Source organism: Arcticibacterium sp. GJ41-1 (assembly GCF_055808875.1).
Genome location: NZ_CM147888.1, coordinates 3,174,490 through 3,195,236 on the forward strand (window position 1 = coordinate 3,174,490; position 20,747 = coordinate 3,195,236).

13 protein-coding genes are annotated in these 20,747 nt (G+C 38.2%); 4 read left to right on the top strand and 9 right to left on the bottom strand.

Features of this window, described 5'->3' with window-relative positions; genetic code table 11:
* Positions 1–34: 34 nt before the first annotated feature.
* The 3 genes from AC0L6O_RS13220 to AC0L6O_RS13230 form a co-directional block, all read right to left on the bottom strand.
* Positions 35–2,185 carry a hypothetical protein gene (locus AC0L6O_RS13220; protein ID WP_473302969.1) on the bottom strand — a complete coding sequence of 717 codons (2,151 nt, stop codon included), beginning with the start codon at positions 2,183–2,185 and terminating at the stop codon, positions 35–37.
* Positions 2,186–2,216: 31 nt separating this feature from the next.
* Entirely contained in the window at positions 2,217–3,062 is an 846-nt protein-coding gene (locus AC0L6O_RS13225) for a glycerophosphodiester phosphodiesterase family protein (RefSeq protein WP_473302971.1), read from the bottom strand.
* A gap of 86 nt (positions 3,063–3,148) precedes the next feature.
* On the bottom strand, positions 3,149–4,552 hold the full coding sequence (locus tag AC0L6O_RS13230; RefSeq protein ID WP_473302972.1) for a purple acid phosphatase family protein: 1,404 nt from the start codon (positions 4,550–4,552) through the stop codon (positions 3,149–3,151).
* Between the two features lie 180 nt (positions 4,553–4,732).
* Here AC0L6O_RS13230 and AC0L6O_RS13235 point away from each other — a divergent pair, with 180 nt between their 5' ends.
* A complete protein-coding gene (locus AC0L6O_RS13235) occupies positions 4,733–6,091 on the top strand; it encodes a PhoPQ-activated pathogenicity-related family protein (protein WP_473302973.1) in 1,359 nt (452 codons plus the stop codon).
* 293 nt (positions 6,092–6,384) lie between these two features.
* Here AC0L6O_RS13235 and AC0L6O_RS13240 read toward each other — a convergent pair whose 3' ends face one another.
* The 4 genes from AC0L6O_RS13240 to AC0L6O_RS13255 form a co-directional block, all read right to left on the bottom strand.
* Positions 6,385–8,037 carry a SusD/RagB family nutrient-binding outer membrane lipoprotein gene (locus AC0L6O_RS13240; protein WP_473302974.1) on the bottom strand — a complete coding sequence of 551 codons (1,653 nt, stop codon included), beginning with the start codon at positions 8,035–8,037 and terminating at the stop codon, positions 6,385–6,387.
* Positions 8,038–8,056: 19 nt separating this feature from the next.
* A complete protein-coding gene (locus tag AC0L6O_RS13245) occupies positions 8,057–11,689 on the bottom strand; it encodes a SusC/RagA family TonB-linked outer membrane protein (RefSeq protein WP_473302975.1) in 3,633 nt (1,210 codons plus the stop codon).
* A 93-nt stretch (positions 11,690–11,782) separates the two neighbouring features.
* Positions 11,783–12,781, bottom strand: coding sequence for a FecR family protein (locus tag AC0L6O_RS13250; RefSeq protein ID WP_473302977.1), 999 nt, complete (start codon positions 12,779–12,781; stop codon positions 11,783–11,785).
* A 105-nt stretch (positions 12,782–12,886) separates the two neighbouring features.
* Positions 12,887–13,432: an RNA polymerase sigma factor gene (locus AC0L6O_RS13255; protein ID WP_473302978.1), complete on the bottom strand. Its 546-nt coding sequence runs from the start codon at positions 13,430–13,432 to the stop codon at positions 12,887–12,889.
* A 248-nt stretch (positions 13,433–13,680) separates the two neighbouring features.
* On the opposite strand from AC0L6O_RS13255, the gene AC0L6O_RS13260 reads away from it, so the two are divergent.
* A complete protein-coding gene (locus AC0L6O_RS13260; protein WP_473302979.1) occupies positions 13,681–14,160 on the top strand; it encodes a hypothetical protein in 480 nt (159 codons plus the stop codon).
* 6 nt (positions 14,161–14,166) lie between these two features.
* On the opposite strand, the gene AC0L6O_RS13265 is transcribed toward AC0L6O_RS13260, so the two are convergent.
* Positions 14,167–16,476 (bottom strand): multicopper oxidase domain-containing protein, encoded by a 2,310-nt coding sequence (locus tag AC0L6O_RS13265; protein WP_473302980.1) that lies wholly within the window; start codon positions 16,474–16,476, stop codon positions 14,167–14,169.
* A gap of 26 nt (positions 16,477–16,502) precedes the next feature.
* A complete protein-coding gene (locus AC0L6O_RS13270; protein WP_473302981.1) occupies positions 16,503–16,670 on the bottom strand; it encodes a hypothetical protein in 168 nt (55 codons plus the stop codon).
* Between the two features lie 84 nt (positions 16,671–16,754).
* Between AC0L6O_RS13270 and AC0L6O_RS13275 the strand changes: the two genes are divergently transcribed.
* On the top strand, positions 16,755–17,468 hold the full coding sequence (locus AC0L6O_RS13275; protein WP_473302982.1) for a DUF2064 domain-containing protein: 714 nt from the start codon (positions 16,755–16,757) through the stop codon (positions 17,466–17,468).
* A 57-nt stretch (positions 17,469–17,525) separates the two neighbouring features.
* On the top strand, positions 17,526–20,744 hold the full coding sequence (locus tag AC0L6O_RS13280) for a SusC/RagA family TonB-linked outer membrane protein (protein WP_473302983.1): 3,219 nt from the start codon (positions 17,526–17,528) through the stop codon (positions 20,742–20,744).
* Positions 20,745–20,747: the final 3 nt, after the last annotated feature.

A 20,747-nucleotide genomic window follows, 5' to 3' on the forward strand; every position in this document is an offset into this window, starting at 1 on the left:
CCCACTGATAAGGTCTTCTACATGCTTACCCCCCTTACTTCAAAACCCCTAAATACCTCGCCATCCAATAAGGCAATAGGTATTCATCACCTGCTAAAATAGAAGTTCCCGGGCTTCCGCCGTCTAATCTAAATGGGTTTGCATTATGTCTGTGCGTTCTTCTTTCTCCTGGTGTAAGCAGTACTTCTGTGGTTTGCCCTCTGAAGTTTGGCGGTAATAGTTTAAGGTCTTTTCTGTGCGAGTTTTTTACCACGTACTCCATTTGGTCTAGCCCAAATTCACGCAAATGCCAGAAAACATCTTCTGTGTTTATTTTACCAGAAGTACCATAGGTTAATAAATTCCATGCGGCATTTCTTTCTGGCAATTCCACTTCCCAGTGCTCATCAATAATCCAAGCATACTTCTTTTTCAAGTCATCATTGAGAGCATAATGATACATAGGCCAGTAGGTCAAAAATGCCATTTCATCATCCGAATGATTCCAAGAATCTCCCATGGTATACTCCATATAAGGAATAGAGTCGGCACGCATTTCCTTCAAGCTTGCCATCATATTTTCCAGATAGCCGTACTCGTCTATCATCTTATACATCTCTGTTTTGAAAATCTCTTTACCCGTAAGCTTATAAGCCAGCTGTAATCCAGTAATTAAGTGCGTACTATTAAGCTTTCTGTCATACACATGCTTTGGATACATTTCTACATATTCAGGGTCCCATCTACCCCATGTAGTTGGTTTGCCGTCATGGTCTATAAATTTATAGTCGTTGGTAATAATATGCGTCATAATGGCATCTATAAAGTTTGCCACACGCTGTTTTTCTTCTTTAGATTCCGACACAAACTGGTCCATCACAGAAGCCACAAAAAGGTAAGCAATGTACTCATCAGAGCTTGTGGTTCCTTTCCATTCCCAACCTTCCTCTTGAGACATTCGCCATCTGTCCAAATCAGATACTTTAAAACCTTCACGCTCAAAAGTTCTAGCAGGAAAACCTTCAATAGGGTTAATGTCAATAATTCTTTCAAAAGGAGCAAAAGACTCCCAAGCATACCTTTTAGCCTCTTTCTCCTTTGTGGTGGCATACCTAAAAGCCTGACTTCCTAAGTAAAATGAGGTCCAAAGTCCGTCATTATCATGGTCAATAATATGCTCAGAACTAAAATCATAAGGCGTGGTAAGGCGTGGAGCACACACAAAACCATAACGTAAAAAGTGTTTTCTGATACGGTCTTGGAAAAACGTAGCCTTATCGGCCAAAGTCATGGAAGCCGCATTGATTTGGTTCAAACCATCTGAGGTCAAAAGAAAGACATTTCCTTTGCTATCTATGTCCATATCAATGACCTCATCCCTATTCAGCCATCTTTTTGACGCAAAATATCGGTAACGGTCTGTTTCTTTTGTAAAAGCTCCCTGTGCTGTCGCAAACCATAAACCTTTATCTGAGCTTATTGCCAAATCTGTAATATTGACCACAGGCAAGGCACTTTCTAGTTTCTGTATTGATTTACCCGAAGGGTCAATACTTAAATAACCCTTATCGGTACCTACATAAATTTGTTTTCCATCAAAGGTCAAACTGGCAATACCGCCACCAGTGTAAATTTTCTGCCAAGATTTTGTTCCTAATTTATAAATCGCGGTTTTGGAGTGAGCGTAAAAACCACCATTGAAAGCATAAAGCTTTGTTAGCTGCTCTGGCGTAGTAAAATCGTTCTTTTTGACATTACCGTCATATAGTGTAGCGTGTTTATCTGCCAATAATAAAACCTCACCCGCGGCATTTACAGCCATTAGTTTATAGGCCTTTGTTTTATCAAACTTTACTCCTATTCGCCCTGCAAAAGCGTTTGACAAAAAGCCATCTTGATATAAGTAATACAGCTCACCAGATGTTTCTCTGGTAGTAATATCAAGAGCAGTTTTGAAAGCAATTGATGCGTAGCTATTGTCTTTTGCCACCTGATTATCAGGAAATTCCTTAAAAACACCTTTATCGGTCAAAATATAAACCGCGTCATTATAATCCACCACCAATTTCTTTGGCGTAGCCGCCAAAAACTCTTCTGAAACGTTATACTTAACAGATAGGTATTGTTTAAATGGTTTGTCTTCTTGCTGTCCTAAAACAGCGAAACAGCTAGACAAAAAAAGTGCGAGCAATAAGGAAATTCTCATAGCAATTTGATTTTAATATTTCTGTCGTTTTCTAGTGATGTAAACCCTCTGCTTTAAGGGCGGAAATCATTTTTTCTGGTTGGTCAGTTTGCAAAACATTAGCTCCATTTTTAAGGAAGTCCATTAAACGTTTACTACTTCCATTGGTCAATGATTTATCAACGTCGCCAAAGGCATTAATCCAAACCTTGATATTTTTAGCTTTCAAATCGTCCACCAAAGCCTTTGTGTAAAAACTAGGGTCTATATGGACTATAACCGGGTCAAAAATGCGAATGGCCTTAGCTACTTCTTTGTCAGAATGTGTTCTAGGCATCAAATACAAACTTGGGTCTATTCTCTTAATCTTCTTCAAAACACCATAATCACTATCAAAAAAGAAAACCTGCGACTGCATGCTAGATTTTTGAACCTCTGCTATTACCGGCTTAATGTTTTTCAATTTCAAATCTAAGTCAATCAGAATATGCCCTTTGGCCAATTGAAAAACCTCCTCTAATGTTGGGATTTGATGCTCACTTAATGTGCCATCCACATTTTTTAAACGAAGCATTCTTAATTCTTCAAACGTATAGTTTTCTAGCCTTCCTGTACCGTTGGTAGTACGGTCTATGGTGCCATCATGCATAAGCATAGGAATACCATCTTTTGAGGTTTTAATGTCAATTTCTATAATATCGATTCCCTCTCTAATGGCGTTTTCTACGGCAAGAAGGGAGTTTTCTGGAGCAAAATTATGAGCGGCTCTATGAGCTGCTACCAAGACTTTTGAGGCATCTTGAGCAAAAAAAGCTTCTTGAAGATAGTCCTGGGCTATGGCCACAGGACTAACTAAAAAGAAGAACAATACTGATTTTGCTAAATGTTTAATTTTCATAGTTAAGTATAAGGTTGAGAAGGCTATTAATAAGTTTTCATGACTATAAAGCCGCTCTCTTTTTTCGGTTGAATATATGTTGTAGTCTATTCTTTAATGTGTCTCCTTTCTGGTGTGTCTGGAATTTGATTTATAATGCTATTTGGCTCATTGCCGTTTTTCTTTAAAATAAAAGAATCATAAAGGTCTCCTCTGCCCGTAAAGGCTTTGTAATGAACTAAGTCTTCAGCCACTGTAATTACCTGAAAAAGCTGCGTATTTTCGGCTTTACGTTGCATCCAACTTTCCTCATAAGTCATGTCGTACATTTTAGGACCACTTACCGAAACCACATACATGGTTCCACTATTTTTTTCCCTTACTGATGCTCCTGTAGTTACATTATTGGCAGTTCCCCTTCCATAAGCATGGTCATGGCCTTGCAAAACCAAATCGACTTTGTGCTTATCAAAAATAGGTTTGAAAGTATCTCTTAGTTTAACATTGTCTCTATTTGGCTTGGTAGAGTAGATAGGGTAATGAAACGTAATTACTGTCCACTTTTTAGGATTATATGTCAAAACCGAATCTAACCATTCCGCCTGGGCCTTTCTATAAAAAACAGACTCGTCTATTTGCTCAGCATCTAATGAAATCACCTTCATTTCTGGGTAATTTATTTCATAATTGGTCTCTTCTAAGCCCGGAACACCGTTTTGTGGCAAATTAAACTGTGGTCTCCACTGCGGAGAAAGCTTTACATTTTTGTACTCATGGTTTCCTGGTGTCATAATACTAGGAACTTGCGAATGGATAAAACCACCTGCATGAAACCACTCTCCCCATTCCACATCTCTATCATGCCTATTTATCAAATCACCTGCATGTAATAAAAAATCCATCTGTGGCATGGTGTGGTAAGCCTCTCTAATGATTCTAGACCACATCGACTTCACATCATTTTGAGCATCGCCAAAATACACGAAAGAAATAGGCGAATCTTTACCCGGCATACTTACCTGAAACCACTCACTCCAGCTTCCGCCTCCTCCTACTCTATACACGTACTTTTGACCAGGTTCTAAGTTTTCGATTATACCTGAATGGTAATTTGCTTTTACTATAGGCTCTTCTTCACGAGCTACTGTTAAGCTTTCCGTTATGGCCTTAATGCGATTAGGATTTTGTCTAAACTCAGGACCATGTGATGCCTTTGCATATTCGATAAAACCTTCTGTAACATTTAAAGAGGTACGCCAGTTAACCGCAACCGATGTTAGTGGATTTTCAGTAAGGTTTAAGATGATTCTGTCAGGAACATTGCTAGGAAAAAGCAATTTATGATCAGGATACTGTCTCATCAATGAATCTAGATGAGCGTAGCCATGACTATGTTTATCACCACCATGAGAATGCTCTACTTTTTGAGCAAAAACTGGACTTAGAATCGAACAAAGAAAAAGCGTACAAAGCACTAATTTAAAGCACCTTAACTTATCTTTAAGTTTCATATTATAGGTTTGATTTATTAAAATAGATTAGTATTTTTGTTCAAGTTCTTACCTCGAATATTTCCTGATATTCACCTTTAAGACTTTTAGTTTATAAAAATGGACTATTCAGTTTTAAAAGTATTTCAAAAAAACATCCTATTTCACAATTGGCGAAAGCCAATTTTTAATCTTTTATCAATGAGAACTAAATCAATTATTTTCTTATTTCTGGCTTCATGCCTAGTTTTTCAATCCTGCAGAAAAGAACCTGCACAGGTAGTAGTTAATTCTAAAAATGCTTTAGAAACCTATGTTGCTAAACCCGACACTGCGTTTCAATGGTCGGTTACAGATAGTTTTGAACTGGAAGGTATCAAAGGCTACCAACTTATCATGACATCGCAAGTATGGCAAGGCATTACTTGGAAACATCAACTAACCGTTTTTGTACCTACGGAAGTAGATTATACCAGCTCTCTTCTTTTCATTTCAGGAGGAAAAAATGAAAACTCAGAACCACACCTTAGAAGTAATACCGACGACCTAGCCACAGGTTTGGCGAGCATTGCTCTTAAAAACAAAGCGGTGGTTTCTTTATTAAGACAAACGCCTAACCAACCTCTTTATGGCGACCTAACCGAAGATGCTTTAATATCTTATACCCTACATAATTTCAAAAAAGACGGAAACTACGAATGGCCACTTCTTTTCCCTATGGTTAAAAGTGCTGTAAGAGGTATGGATGCCGTGCAGGAGTTTGGACAGCAAAACTTAAACAAGAAGATAGAAAAATTCACTATCTCAGGACTTTCAAAAAGAGGATGGACTACATGGCTTACGGGCTCTCAAGATAGCAGAGTAGAAGCTATAGGGCCAATGGTTATAGATGTGCTAAACATGCCAGTAAGTTTACAATATCAAATTTCTACTTGGAACGATTACAGCATCGAAATTCAGGACTATGTAGCTCTTGAAATACCTCAATCTATGGCTTCTGATACAGGTGCTTATTTAGTAGACATGATTGACCCATATTCTTACAGAAAGAAACTAGACATGCCTAAGATGATTTTCATTGGCACAAACGACCCATACTGGCCGATAGACGCGATGAAAAATTATTATGACAGCATCCCTGGTGAAAACTATATTCATATTGTGGCAAACGCTGGTCATGACTTAGCAGGTGGAGAGCAAGCACTTGAAGCTTTAGGTGCCTTTTTTGGAAATACTATTCAAAAGAATGCATATCCTAAATGTACATGGACTACCGAAGCAACTGATAAGGGATTAGCGATAAACGTAAAAACCTCCGCAGACAAATTAGTAGATGTTATTGTGTGGACTGCAAATTCAGATGACCGTGACTTTAGAGATGACGAATGGACTTCTAAGAGCCTTGGCATTAAAAACGTGGAGAGTGTTGATGTACTTGAGAGTTATGCGAAAAGTGCTTTCAAAGCCCAGTATATTGATTTACAATACCAAGATGCTAATGGCGGAACTTTCACTGAAAGTACTAGAACCTTCGTAACAAATGCCTCCGAATTACTTTAATTAGATAGGTATAGATTTTGATTTTATGCAAGGAGTTAAACTCCTTGCTAACAATATCTCTCCCCAATGGGGTCTTATGCAAAAGCCGTCTCAAATTTGAGATGGCTTTTATTTTTCGATTAAATCAATTGCAAATAAGCAATATTATGGAAGGCTTATCCCTTCTATAAATAGGTTTTATTTGATGCCCTAACTACGGCTTTCTATTAAGATTCAAACGTTGGATTGGAACAAAAAATAATGACCGCAAAAGCGGCCATCATTAAAGTTAAACTTAGTATGTCAAATAACTTTTACCAAGGTTTTCCTGTTCCTTGAAGAACCCAAAACTTAGCCCAAGGACTATTCTTTCCATCAGCCTGTGTGTAGGAGGTTTCTTCTAATTTATTGACCGCATTAGTAGCGTTTTCTTCGTTAAGCATAAGCTCATCTTGCATGTAGTAAAACCTTAATGGCAATACTTCTCTTTTGGCCGCAGGCCCAGCAGAAAGTACAGGATAACCCGTTCTTCTGTAATCAAACCAAGCTTCCGTAGTGGCTGTCCAGCTTGCTATCCATTTTTGGGAAATAATTTGCTCTTCTTGATCATCTACAGAAGCAGAAGCTTTGTAGGCTGCATCACCAGAAATGTAGCTATCATACGAATTTGCCACACCCCAAGTATTTAAAGATTGTCTTACACCTTCTTCATAATAAGTCTTAGCATTTTGACCTACATTCCAGCCTTTTAAAGCTGCTTCTGCCAGTATGAAGTTAACCTCCGCCGCTGAGCATAACCTTGCTTTTAAAAGTGGGTCGCTTGCCTTAGAATAAACCTCACTTAAGAAAGAAACGTGAGGGTTATATGAAAGCTGACCTGGTGTAGGGTTTAAGTTATAACTAGAAGGCAAAGCAGATACAGAAGGTGGTAAACCTACATACTCTGGGTCTGTATTAACCTGTCCTGCTATAAACTTGTCAGAAGAAATATACCTTACGCCATCTTTCACCTCATCAGAACCCGCTGGCAATGTTTCATCCACCACTATTGGAACTTCTATTTTAGCTGCCCAAACCTCAATTCTTGGGTCGTTTAAGTTTTGAAGCTTTTCTAGTAAAGTAGCACACATTTTAATTCTTCTGTAATCACTTCCTGAGCTTGAATCAAAAACTGAATTCGAAGGCCATGAGTTATTAGAGCCAGTACCTACGTAATCCATAGTGGCATCATCTTCCGAACTTAAGATAAGAGGGTATTTTGATGGGTCAGATAAAAGTCTTTCTATTCCAGCTTTAGCTGTAGCAGGGTCTTTATCAGATATTCTCATGTAATACCTTAATTGAAGCGAATTAGCGAACCTTCTCCACTGAGTAGCATCACCATTATAAATCACATCATCACCAAAATTTTCTATTGGCGTTCCGTTTTCATAAGCAATCAGAATATCATTGGCTTTTTCTAAATCAGCCAATATGCCTGCATAAATCTGGTCTTGGCTATCGAAAGCTGGCGTTATTTCACCATTATCCGCATTTACAGCCTCAGTATAAGGAGCGTCGCCCCAAAGGTCTGTTATTAAACCAGAAACATAAGATTTCATCACTACAGATACTCCTTCATAAAAAGGCAGATTTAAAGCCACTGATCTTTCGTACAAATGCCTATTGTTTCTCAAAATTCTATAATAATTAGCCCAGCTTTGGTCAGCCCAGTCGTAATCATTATGTCCTGAAAACCATGCATCTTTTTGCGTATGCTGCATCACGCCTGAAATATCTTGAAAACCCAAGTTTAACACGCTCATAGAGGTTTCGGTCAAAACCGTTGCCATCATTTGAGAAGGCACTACTCCGTCAGGGTTGATGCCATTTGGGTTTACATTTAGCTGCTCCAAATCTCTACAAGAAAAAGTAGCGAAGAGCATTAAGCCAATTGTTAAAATCGATTTTATATTTAATGTTTTCATTTTCTTAGAAGTTTAATCTTTAGAAACTTAGGTTTAATTTAAAGCCTACAGGCAACACCCAAGGAGTTACATTATATCGTTCTATACCTTGTTTGAAATAGCCATCTTCTTGTTGGAAAGCATTTTCAGGGTCAATACCCACTTTAGCTTTTGTCCAAAGGATGATGTTACGACTGTAAACCGATACAGAGGCATTGTTTATTCCCACTCTATTAACAAGCGATACTGGAAGCTTATAGGAAAGAGAAACCTCTCTAAGCTTTACATAAGAAGCATCAAACATAGCAGGTTTAAAGAACGACCAAGGGTAGTTATCAGCATAAGGAATAATCTTAGTGCCTTCTCCTCCTAAGTTTTCCTGATAGCCTACTAATTGACCTTCTTCATAAATTCCTATCACACCAGGGTTAAAAACACCATCGTTAATAGTTACACCATAAGTGAAAGGAAATCCGCCATAAGCATCACCAGGACCACCTACTACATTGATACCATCCGTAATAAACTGGTCAGCGTTTGCTACGAGATAATCTCTTAGCACATCACCACTTCTATCTCCCGGATTGATAAGTAAGTCTAACCATCTTTGTGTTCTTAAGTCAGACTCGGAGTATCTGTAGGTTTGTGAAACAAAATCTCCGCCTTGTCTCCAATCAAAAGACATGTTTAAAGAGAATCCTTTATAAGACAGATTAGACTGAAGTCCTGCTATAAAATCAGGATTAAAGTTTCCCACCTTATTTCTAGCACTGTTTTGACTGATATCTTGCCATGAGCCATCTTCATCTAACAATGGATAGCCATAATATGGAGAGCTTTTATCTTCTACAGTTACTAGTTTTCTGTCATAAATATCTCCTATGTCTTCTCCAAGGTATGTCCAAGCACCACCTCTAGAGTCCGACCAAAGCTTAAACACATCCATTCCTTCTGCCAATTCTAGAATCTTAGTTCTTGACCTTGTGATATTAGCACTAACATCCCACTTCAAGTTTCCTTTTTGAACGGCAGTTCCACCAATCTGAAATTCCCATCCTCTTCCCTGAATAAGACCAGCGTTTACCTTCTTAGAAGAATAACCCGTTGATGGAGCTAAAGACGCCTCAAAAATCTGGTTTCTGTTTTTGACTTGATAATAGGTAGCTTGTAAAAAAAGTCTATCGTTAAAAGCAGACACATCCGCTCCTATTTCCCACGAAGTGGCAATCTCTGGTTTAAGGTCTGGGGTCAATAAATTACCAGGAACAGAAAGACGCGGAACGCCATCCCACTCACCATTATTATTAAGTGTTGAAATTAACTGATATGGGCTGGTATCATTACCTACCTGTGCCCATCCACCTCTAAGCTTAAACATGTTAATGGCAGTTCCCATAGGAATCATCTCGTTTAAGATGGCACTCACAGAAGCCGACGGGTAGAAGTAAGACGCTTCACTTTTTGGTAATGTACTTGACCAATCGTTTCTGGCTGTTAAATCAAGATAAAGCTGTCTTTTATAACCAAAAGTGGTCATGGCATAAAGGCTATTAACACCTTTCTCATATTTATAACTTGAGAAATCTAAGTTATCAGAAGCAGTATTGCTCAATGTAAATACACCAGGAACTATCAGTCCAGAACCGCCATTTCTTGTTGCATTTTTGGTATTATCCCCTTTTTCATAACGTGTATTTCCTCCTACAGATACCGAGACATTTAAGTCTGAAATATCTTTAGTATAAGTGGCTAAGAAATCAGCATTGCTTTCATACCTATTTAGATTTATCAAACCGAAAGCTCCGTAAATTTCATTGGTATAGCTCGGTGCAATTTTCGTTTCTCTTTGCTCCGAATATTGGTCAATACCGTAACGTACCATTAGTTTAAGCGATGGAGCGATGGTCCAATCAGCTTTTAAGTTTCCGTATACTCTATTTCTAGTGAAGCCATTATTAACCTCATTAGCTAAGAAATAAGGATTATTATACTCCCCTTCTGCTTGAGATAACTGACGTAAACCTTCTTGACCAGGAACCCAATAATCTTCTAATTCTAAGATATTGATATGAGGAGACACCTTATAAGCCGCCTCTAATGGATTAGTACCTCTGTTTCCTGAAGGTCTGTTATTTGACCAAGAACGGTTAACATTTACATTGGTACTGAAAACCAAATTTTTAGCCGCATTCACATCAGAACTAACTGAAATATTATTTCTGAATAAATCTGAATTTGGAACAAGACCATTGTTCAGCATATTGGTAAAACCAACACGATAATTCATCAACTCCGTATTATTTGAAATAGCTACGGTATTCGTGGTAGTAATTCCAGTATTTACAAAATTGGCAACGTTATCTTTATAAGAAACCAAGTCAGTAGGAATTCTATTTCCATCAGCATCTAAAGGGCTGTTCCACTGAATAGCTTTGTAACCTTTATCTAGTTCTGGTCCATTTCCTGCAGAAGAACCTTCTTCTATTTGTAATATCCCTCCTGGATAAGGATTATTATCTGGCGTGTAAGGCCTTACACCAATGGCATTGGAGCTATGAAAATCTAAATATTTATAAGGATTATCAAATACAGTACTTGACGAAATACTTACTGTAGTTTTTCTAACACCCTTACCAGATTTTGTGGTAATCAAAACTACACCATTGGCAGCACGCGAACCATAAAGTGCTGCGGCACTAGGTCCTTTAAGAATAGAAATATTCTCAATATCCTCTGGATTAAGGTCAGAAATAGCATTTCCATAATCCACTTTATTATCACCTCCTATTTGAGAGATGTTATTCAGTGTATTTGAGATAGGAACACCATTTACGACAAATAAAGGTTGATTATCGCTATTAAGCGAAGATGCACCTCTTATCACCATACTTACAGATGAGCCAGTTCCTCCTGTAGAATTGATAGTAACGCCTGGTACTTTTCCAGCCATTCCGTTCAATACGTTTTCTTGGGCTACTCTGGTTACCTCACCGCCATCTACTTTTGCTACGGCATAACCTAAAGTTCGTTCGTTTCGCTCTAAACCTAGGGCCGTAACTACCACATCTTGAAACGAATTCAAAGATTGCTGTAAAGCCACATCAATTACCGACCTGTTACCTACTAGCTCTTCTGTCACATTATAACCAATGTAGGAGAAAGTTAAGATGGTTTCAGCATTTGGTACATCAATAGAGTACTCGCCGTTAACATCCGTAATAGTACCTTTTGTGGTACCTTTTATAGTAATGTTTGCTCCTACTAAATCCTCGTTATTTTCGTCAATCACCTTTCCTGACACCCTAATATCAGCTGGCTTGAGATATGTAGCCGTTTTGGCAGAAGCCTTTTTGATAATAATGGTTTTGTTCAATTCTTTCAATTCTAAAGAAGCTTGAACAGAAACCGAACTTAGTAAATCATAAAGGTTTGACACCTTTCCTACCCTTACCACACGGTTTAAGTTTTCTCTTACATTTTCTTCATAAAGAAAGTTATACTCCGTCTTAGCCGTTACATCTTTAATAATTTTTGATACGCTGGCTTTCTCGTATCCTAGATGTATTCTCGTATTTTTTAGATTGCTATCTAGAGCAAAGGCTTGAGAGCCAACTGGAAAAATGAGCAACACTAATGCTACCTGATAGAGCATCTTTTGTATAGTTCTTTTCATAGTTTAATAGTTTTCAATTGTTCAAAGATTTTATTCACTTCGTTTTAAGATTTAACAAAAACACTTCGGTTGTACGGCTTTTTCATACCGTCTTTACATTTTCTTAATTGTTACTTTATCTCCATCTATTTCATATTTAAATTCTAATAAATAAGCGAGTGTTTCAAGCACCTCCTCCAAGGTTTCATTACTATGCTGGCCAGATAGTTTCTTATTATTTAACGAGTTGTCTTTAATGTCAATATCTATGTTATACCACCGTTCTAAGCTTTTTTCTACTTCAGTAAGTGGTGTCTTGTCAAAATATAAGATGCCCTTAGTCCATTTAAGAGCCAAATCAACATCTGTATCCTGAAGTGTGACATCTCCAGTGCTTAAATCCAAAATCAATTTCTTGTTCTTAGTCAATTCATAAACTTCTTCAGATTGAAGCAAGCTTATCCGCACTTTACCGGTTTTCACGCTTACAGCTGCTTTTTGGCCTGCTTCGTGTACTTCTACATTAAAAGATGTTCCTAAAACCCTAATATCAAAAGCCGAAGTATTGATGGTAAAAGGCCTGCTTTCATCTCTTTCGACATCAAAAAATGCTTCTCCAGTGAGTTTTACATTTCTTGCTTCTTTGTCAAATTCCTCAGGATAGGATAGCTTACTGTCAGAGTTTAGTTTGACTAATGTTCCATCCTTAAGCAGCACATCTTTTTTGGCTCCTTTAGGCACATAGTCATTTTTGTAAGTAACTTCTGCGAATGCTGCTTTACCGCTATCTTCCTTAAACCATTGCTGCCCTACCCAAAACAATCCTAATAGAATAGCTACAGAAGCTGCAAGCTTATACATATACGTAACCTTAAAGGTTCCGTAAAACGGTTTCCCTCGAGTTATTTCTCTAGCCTTACTTTTCGACACCTCAGTTTCCAATGACTCACCAGCATTAGCAATTAGTTCATCAAAATAAGAACGGAGCACTATCTCATATTCCTCTTGAATCTCCTCTTCATTGAAGCCATCCAAAAATTGGATTAACTCCTGCTTAGTGATTTTATTCAGGATATAATCTTTTATAAGTCTATGTATTGTCTCTTTATTCATTTCAAACGGATAACGAGAAGGAATACGTTATGGACTAGTGTCCAATGTTAAGTAAATGTAAACTATGAAAGATGCCTCTAAAAAATAGGCAAGGCTAGAGGCGAGCTACCAAGTCAGTTGATATCCCACACTACTTTTAAGGTGATGCTTTGCCTTAATCAATTGATTTTTAACGGTATGACTTGATATATCGAGCTGCTCTGCAATTTCCTTATAAGATTTCCCATTCAGATATCTTAATTGTATAATTCGCTTACGTCCAGGTGGCAAATCATCTATGGCATCAAGAAGTGAATCTATTTTTAAATCACTCAACTCTTCCTCTTGAATAGATTGTACTTTTTCAATATTGCCCCAAAGCAAATCAATAGCTTCCTGATTTCTCTTAATAACTCTTAACCTGTCAAAGGTTTTATTTTTTAGGCAGGCAAAAAGATAGGACTTAAACTCTATGCCTTCGTCCAGTTTAGCCCGCTTTTCCCATAGGTGAGTAAAAACATCTTGCACTATACTTTCAGCCTCAGCTTTGTCTTTAATCAAAGAAGTACAAAACCTTAGTGAGCTTTCATGACAAAGCACATAAATCTCTTCGAAGGCCTTAGAAGACCCTTTAGTAAGAAGAACAAATAAATGTTGAATGTCCTTATCCATTAGCAAATATCATTAAGAACAAATTTCTATCAATTCCCTGGAGATGTTTAATAATCCATGTTAAAGAATTATTAAATCAACTAAAATCTCCTCTGGCTGTTCTACATAATCTCAAATGGAAATAGTAATTTACTTCCTGATAATGAATCATTACAAAGACCTCCAACTAAAAAAACTATAGTAAATGCCTTTTACCCTAAATTTGACGACTTATAACCATATAAGCTATAAAAAGCTTTAGAGCACACATGAAGGTAGAAAACATACACAAACGTATTCTTAAGGCATCCAAACTACAAGTTGAAAAATCAATGCTTTCTTTATCAAAAGAAGATGATGAAATATGGCCCTTAGATAAATGGCCGCCTATGAGATTTAAAGAGGAAATTAGGCTTGGAGCCAAAGGTGGTCATGGTCCTATTAGATATACAGTGGAGAAATATGACCCGACTCAAATAATAGAATTCAGATTTTCAAGACCAAGGGGCTTTGATGGCATTCATAAATTAGAAATCAGTGAGTTATCCCAACAAGAAATCGAAATAACTCATACTATAGCTATGGAAACATCAGGAAAGGCAACACTAGCTTGGATTTTTGTGATACGCCCTCTACACAATGCCTTGATAGAAGATGCCTTTGATAAACTGGAGAATGGTTTATCAAACACCAATAAGAGAACTAAATGGAACATTTGGGTGAAGGTGCTGCGTGGGCTCTTGCCCTGAAGTTGTTTAAAACCGTACCATTAAACCGGCTCCAGCACCAAAACGGTTATCATAACTGGCAGTGGCTGAAAAGTTTCTAGAGATTAGATAGTCTAGGCCTACAGACCAGGTGGTTTCTCCCAAAAACGATTTCTTTTGACCCATTTCATTTGACAATTCATTGACCAAACCTAAGTCTGCCTTGTATTCATAATTACCGAAGATGCTGGTTCTTGGAAAAATCATTATTTCACGACTAAGTCTAATTTCGGGTCTTAATTTATTGTCAAGTCTTAGGTCAAGATTAAACATGTAAGGCGTAAAGTATCTTATTCCTGCCACAGCCGTTGTTGAGATTTCGTCCAGACTATTTTCAATTTCGTTTTCGGCATTTACACCTACAAAAACTCTGAAATAATCTGATAGATATCGCTCATAACTTAGCTCCGCTTCCATATTTTGATTCCAACCATACTCAGCAGTCAGGTTAAATTGATTTCTGATATTAGAACTTTGTAAATTTAGCTCTGTCATATGAGAAGTTAATTCCAATGTTCCCCAGTTATAATAATGACTGCCTTCTTTCAATACTTTTTCTAGGCTGTTGGGAGCCAATCGGCTATCTCTAGGTGTACCATAGCTATAAACTCTAGCCATCCCACTCATCATGTGGTATAATACGTGACAGTGGAAAAACCAATCGCCGTCTTCACTAGCATCAAACTCTATGGACACTTGCTGCATAGGTGGCACATTGACGGTATGCTTTAAAGGCGAATAGTCGCCATTGGCGTTTAAAACCCTAAAAAAATGACCATGCAAATGCATAGGATGATGCATCATGGTAAGGTTATTCAAAGTTATTCTAACCACCTCTCCTTTTTCGATTTTGATTAAATCAGCTTCAGAAAGTGGCACTCCGTTCAAACTCCATATATATCGCCACATATTTCCGGTCAAATTCAATAATATTTCTTTGACTGGCTTATTAGCATCATAAGTAGCTGGCGTTGGCGACTTTAAATAATCGTAGGTATAATCGTCGTACATCGACATGTCCATAGCCATACTGCCATCTTCCGTAGAATGATTAATTTTAGCGTGCTCCATCTTCATTTTAGAATCGTCTTCTGGCATCTTCTTATCAGCCTCTTTTGACATATCCATATCATGCCCCATTTCTGAATGATTCATTTTGGAGTGGTCCATATCCATTTTAGAATCATCCATTTGCATTCCCCATTCAGTCTTCATCTTTTGAGGTTCCTCTACACCTGGCCGTGACTTCATGGCAGGAGCACCCATTTTCATATCCATTTTTGCCATAGACTTCATCATCCCAATTTTATCAGGTCGCATAACTTCAGGAGCAGCTATTATATCTCCTTGACCTAGAAAAATAGATGTTTGACCAGAACCATCTTGAGCGGTAGCTCTAAATTCCATCTTTCCATTTTCAGGAATATCCACTACAAAGTCATAGGTTTCTGCTATTGCTATAAAGGTTTTGTTTCTCCTAACAGGAACCACATCAATACCATCCGAAGACACTAAGAGCGGATCTGTTCCACCAAAAGTCATCCAAAACTGTGAAGAAGCCGAGCCATTGATTATGCGGAGTCTTACCTTTTCACCTGCTTTAAATTCAGGATAATCTTTAGTTCTTTCTCCATTTGAAAGGAAAGCTGGATAATAAATATCCGCAATGTCTGCCCCTTCCATTCTTTGCTTCCAGAAGTTCATTTGGGCTCCTAAACCTTTTCTGGCAATAACTTTATTCAGTGGCGTACTTGTACCTTTCTTGACACCATACCATTCATTTCCTCTTTTTAAGTTTCGTAATACATTCTTTGGCTTTTCATTGGTCCAGTCTGATAATACCAAGACAAGCTCTTTATCATAATCTAAGGTTTTCTCCTTGGGCTCTATCACGATGGAACCAAAGAGTCCACTCTGCTCCTGCAGCATGGTGTGTGAATGATACCAGTAAGTACCAGACTGAATAAGTGGAAATTCATATTTCTGCGTTTTGCCAGGCTGAATAGGCGGTGTGGTTAAATATGGAACACCATCGTAGAAATTTGGCAACAGTAAACCGTGCCAATGTAGAGAGGTTTCTACGCTCATGGTATTCGTCACGTAAATCACAGCATAATTCCCCTCTTTAAATGTAAGCGTAGGACCTGGAATGCTACCATTAATAGCCATGGCCATCTGGCTTTTACCTGTTTTGTTAACCATCACATTACTGATACTGAGCTTATAAACCGTAGTGTCGGATTGCCCTAAAGCCGAGAAATTCACCAAAAAGACAAGTAGTAATAGTATTCGCATCATAATCTTAATTTTAAAAGGCCCTACCATTAGGTATAAGAAATCATTCCTTGAGCCAGAAGCCTAAGCACAAAACTAAGGTCAGAACCAACCGAAGTCTTTACAGAATAAGCGATGAGATTTATAAAATCATTTTCTACTACTGAAAAACTTATCACATCTAGCCTATTAATGCCTGATTTTAAACCACTTCCCATTTATTCATAAAAATTCATCGCCGCATAAGTCCTTACTTCCATTTCTCTCGTAAGTGCCAATATTAGAATTTAAACACGCTAACATTGAACACTGCCAAATCAAATACGGCCCTTCTTGTTTTCTCCCTCTCAGCTAAGCTGGAGGCAGAAAGGAAAGCACTATTTGGTAATGGAAAGAAAGCCGTCACGGAAGGATTATTTCATCAATTAATTGAAGGCACCAAAAAACTAGCGAAAGAAAGTGGCTTAGATGTTTTTTGGTTTGATGAGAAAAACCAAATTGGTGATACTTTCGGCGAAAAATACGCCAATGCCTTTCAAACGGTTTTTGAGAAAGGCTACCAAAGTATAGTTTCTATAGGAAACGACAGTCCAGAGCTGAATTCCGAAATGCTCTCGAATGCAGTAGGCCAGCTACAGCAGCAAGACTTAATAATTGGACCATCATTAGATGGTGGTATTTACCTGATAGGCATTCACAAAAATGCCTTCAAAAAAGACCAATTTAAAGCCCTTTCATGGACAGAAACAGGGCTTTTTATAGACCTAATTAATTATGCTCATCAGGAAGAGCTACGCTTTAATACGCTTTCAGAACTTCTTGATTTAGACAGTAAAACATCGCTGTACGCCCTCCTTCAGCATTCTTCATTAATACATTTAGTTAAGTTTATCTTATTAAATCTTACTAAAAGGCTTCTTAGTCAGATAGAAGCTCATAGAATAAAACTCCCACAAGTTTTTTCAAACAACTTCTTACTAAGAGGTCCTCCTTCCCTATTGCTAAATAGCCTTTAAACAGACCTGAATTTCTCAGTGTCTAAATTTTACCATTTAGTAATTCAATAATCAGATATGAAAATATTTCTATTAGCTGTGCTGCAGCTATGTTTGACCATTTCTTATGGCCAAATGTCAACCTTTAAGTCAAAATTGACCAATAGGCAAAACCAACCAATACCCTTTGCTACCGTGATTGTGCAAAACGCCTCACAAGTAGCCTCCTCTGATGAGGATGGCGTTTTCTCCATTTCTTCAGAAAGCCCAAATTTCACATTAAAAATCAGCTCAATCGGTTATCAAGAATTAATAGTAAATGTGACCGACGGCAACCTTCCAGCCGCCTTAGTTTTAGAAACCAGTTCGGAGCAATTAGACGAAATAGTGGTGACTGCCTTAGGCATAGAAAGAGAGCGACAATCATTAGCTTCCTCTATCACCACCGTGAGTGCAAAAGAACTAACCGACGTTCCTTTAACTAACCTTGTTAATAGCCTTGCTGGGCAAGTAGCAGGTGTTCAAATCACCAATGGCTCATCAGGCGTGGGCTCATCTTCCAGAATAGTTATTAGAGGAGAAAACTCTTTAAGCGGCACTAACCAGCCATTATTTGTGGTAGATGGTGTACCCATTAGCAATGAGCAAATCACCAGCAATTTATCAAACAATGGAAGACTGCAAGAAGTAGATTACGGAAATGGCGGTGCAGATTTTAGTGCTGACGACATTGCTTCTATTTCAGTACTTAAAGGAGCAGGTTCTGCCGCACTTTATGGGGCGAGAGCAGCAAATGGTATTATACTAATCACCACCAAAAGAGGAAGCAACAGCAAAGGTCTAGGTGTAAGTTTGAGCAGTTCCTTAACAGTAGAGAATCTTTTGACCGTTCCCGACTACCAAAATGTTTACGGTGGTGGCTCAAATGGCCAATACGCCTTTCAAAACGGAATAGGTGCTGGAATAAACGATGGCGGAATTAGCAGTTACGGACCACTTTTAGACCAAGGCCTTTTGGTAAAACAGTTTGATAGTCCATCGGTAGATGTGAACGGAAATCCGGTACGTGCAGGAGATGTTATTTCTAGAACTTTCCCAGATGGCTCTTATACAGACGTAACGGCTACCCCATGGGTTTCTAGACCAAACAACGTGAAAGACTTCTTTGAAACGGGAGTTACCAGTCAAAACAACATTGCGATAAGCTCTTCGGGACAAAACGGAAGCAGCCGAATTTCTTATAGTAACCTAAGAAACAAAGGCATTTTGCCAAATACAGACTTTAAAAGAGATGGCCTTTCTATTAGCTTAGACCAAGCTTTGGGTAAAAAGCTCAGTATAAATTCTTATGTCAATTACATCAATACGCGAAGCAAAAACCGTCCAAATCTAGGTTACGGCTACGAAAACGTGATGTACGGTTTTAACTGGACGGGACGTCAAACAGACATAGCATCCCTGAGAAACTACTGGCAGGCCGGTCAAGAAGGCATTCAGCATTATGATTTTAACTATTTATGGCTGACAAACCCATATTTGACGCAGTATGAAAACACCAATGCTTTTAACAAAAACAGGATACTTGGAAATGTATCTGGCAATTACGCCATTACAGACAAACTAAACCTGAGCATCAGGAATGGTTTAGACACTTATACCGATAAGCGAGTTACCCAAAGAGCGGTGAGTACTAATAGTAATCCTTTTGGAACGTACAGAGAAGATTTTGTAACCTTTAAAGAGCTAAATACCGACGTTTTACTTTCTTATAAAGACAGAATAAACGACGATTTTAAATACACACTTTCTGGAGGTGCTAACCGATTTGACCAAGACATCAGCTACCAATATTCTGAAGCTTCGCAATTGGCCATTCCAGGGATTTATACGTTGACCAACTCTAGAACTCCGCTAAAACGAGAAAGTTTAAACTTTGAAAAAAGAATCAACAGTTTGTACGCCACAGGAAACTTGGCTTATAAAAACTCGCTGTATTTAGATTTGACCTACAGAAACGACTGGTCGAGTACCTTGCCAGCAGACAATAACTCTTTTGGCTACTACTCGGCAGGTTTAAGCTATGTAATCTCAAACATGTTTACCATGCCGGAGTACATTTCATTGCTTAATTTGAGATTAAGCTCAGCCAGCGTAGGAAACGACACAGACCCTTATCAGAATGCTCAAACCTACCTTTTTAACCAAAATTATGGTTCAGATTTTAGGGTAACTAATGAGAGCGTATTAAAAAATGCCAGCCTAAAACCAGAAAGATTAAACGCTTCTGAAATAGGTTTGGAGTTATGGTTATTTAAAAACAAAATTCAACTAGACATAGCCGGATATCAAAACGTAAGTGTAAATCAAATCATCTCGCGTCCTATTTCTAACTCCTCTGGATTTTCCAATTTCAACGTAAACGGTGGAGAGGTCAGAACCCGAGGTTTTGAAGGAATGCTAAGTGCGGAAATCATAAATAAAGGTGGTTTCAAATGGAATTCTTCGGTAAACTACTCCATGTACCGCAGCAAAGTAACCCGACTTCCTGATGGTGTAGACCAATTTGTGACAGGCGTTGCCAATGTATTTAGTGGCTCAGGAGGCTCAAACACGGTATTTTACATAGCCAAAGAAGGTGGAAGAGTTGGCGACATGTACGGTACTGGTTTTGTGGAAATTGATGGGAAAACATTATTTGGAGCTAACGGCCTTCCTGTACAAGACGGAAATTTGAGAGTATTAGGCAACTACAATCCTGACTTTGCAATGGGCTTCAACAACAGTTTCACCTATAAATCTTTAGAACTAAGAGTGCTGGTAGACTGGAGAGAAGGCGTCACTATAGTTTCTAGAACCAAAGCTCTAGGAAGCACTTCTGGCGTATTAGCAGAAACCTTAGTGGGAAGAGAAAATGGCGTAATAGGCGATGGTGTAATGAACATAGGAACTGTAGAAGCTCCTAATTATGTACCCAACACCACCAATGTTCCAGCCAGTCAATTTTACAATAATTTCTATGACCGAGGAAACGAGGCAAGTGCCCTTTATGATGCCTCTTACGTAAAAGTGAGGCAGGTAGGTCTCTATTTCAACTTGCCTGCTAAGGCAGTCAAATCTATTGGTTTGCAGAATTTGAAACTAGGTTTGGTAGGTAGCAATCTGTTCTTGTTTACAGAGAATCCACATTTTGACCCAGAGTTAAATGCATTGCAAGAGACCAGCATTATAGCCGGTGTAGAAGATTTCTCTTACCCATCTACCAGAAGTTTTGGTCTTAGTTTAAAAACTCAATTTTAAGAA

What these genes read in the sequence shown, in the direction of transcription:
- AC0L6O_RS13220 (WP_473302969.1), bottom strand. Translation starts at nt 2,185, where the DNA reads ATGAGAATTTCCTTATTGCTCGCACTTTTTTTGTCTAGCTGTTTCGCT.
- AC0L6O_RS13225 (WP_473302971.1), bottom strand. Translation starts at nt 3,062, where the DNA reads ATGAAAATTAAACATTTAGCAAAATCAGTATTGTTCTTCTTTTTAGTT.
- AC0L6O_RS13230 (WP_473302972.1), bottom strand. Translation starts at nt 4,552, where the DNA reads ATGAAACTTAAAGATAAGTTAAGGTGCTTTAAATTAGTGCTTTGTACG.
- AC0L6O_RS13235 (WP_473302973.1), top strand. Translation starts at nt 4,733, where the DNA reads ATGAGAACTAAATCAATTATTTTCTTATTTCTGGCTTCATGCCTAGTT.
- AC0L6O_RS13240 (WP_473302974.1), bottom strand. Translation starts at nt 8,037, where the DNA reads ATGAAAACATTAAATATAAAATCGATTTTAACAATTGGCTTAATGCTC.
- AC0L6O_RS13245 (WP_473302975.1), bottom strand. Translation starts at nt 11,689, where the DNA reads ATGAAAAGAACTATACAAAAGATGCTCTATCAGGTAGCATTAGTGTTG.
- AC0L6O_RS13250 (WP_473302977.1), bottom strand. Translation starts at nt 12,781, where the DNA reads ATGAATAAAGAGACAATACATAGACTTATAAAAGATTATATCCTGAAT.
- AC0L6O_RS13255 (WP_473302978.1), bottom strand. Translation starts at nt 13,432, where the DNA reads ATGGATAAGGACATTCAACATTTATTTGTTCTTCTTACTAAAGGGTCT.
- AC0L6O_RS13260 (WP_473302979.1), top strand. Translation starts at nt 13,681, where the DNA reads ATGAAGGTAGAAAACATACACAAACGTATTCTTAAGGCATCCAAACTA.
- AC0L6O_RS13265 (WP_473302980.1), bottom strand. Translation starts at nt 16,476, where the DNA reads ATGATGCGAATACTATTACTACTTGTCTTTTTGGTGAATTTCTCGGCT.
- AC0L6O_RS13270 (WP_473302981.1), bottom strand. Translation starts at nt 16,670, where the DNA reads ATGGGAAGTGGTTTAAAATCAGGCATTAATAGGCTAGATGTGATAAGT.
- AC0L6O_RS13280 (WP_473302983.1), top strand. Translation starts at nt 17,526, where the DNA reads ATGAAAATATTTCTATTAGCTGTGCTGCAGCTATGTTTGACCATTTCT.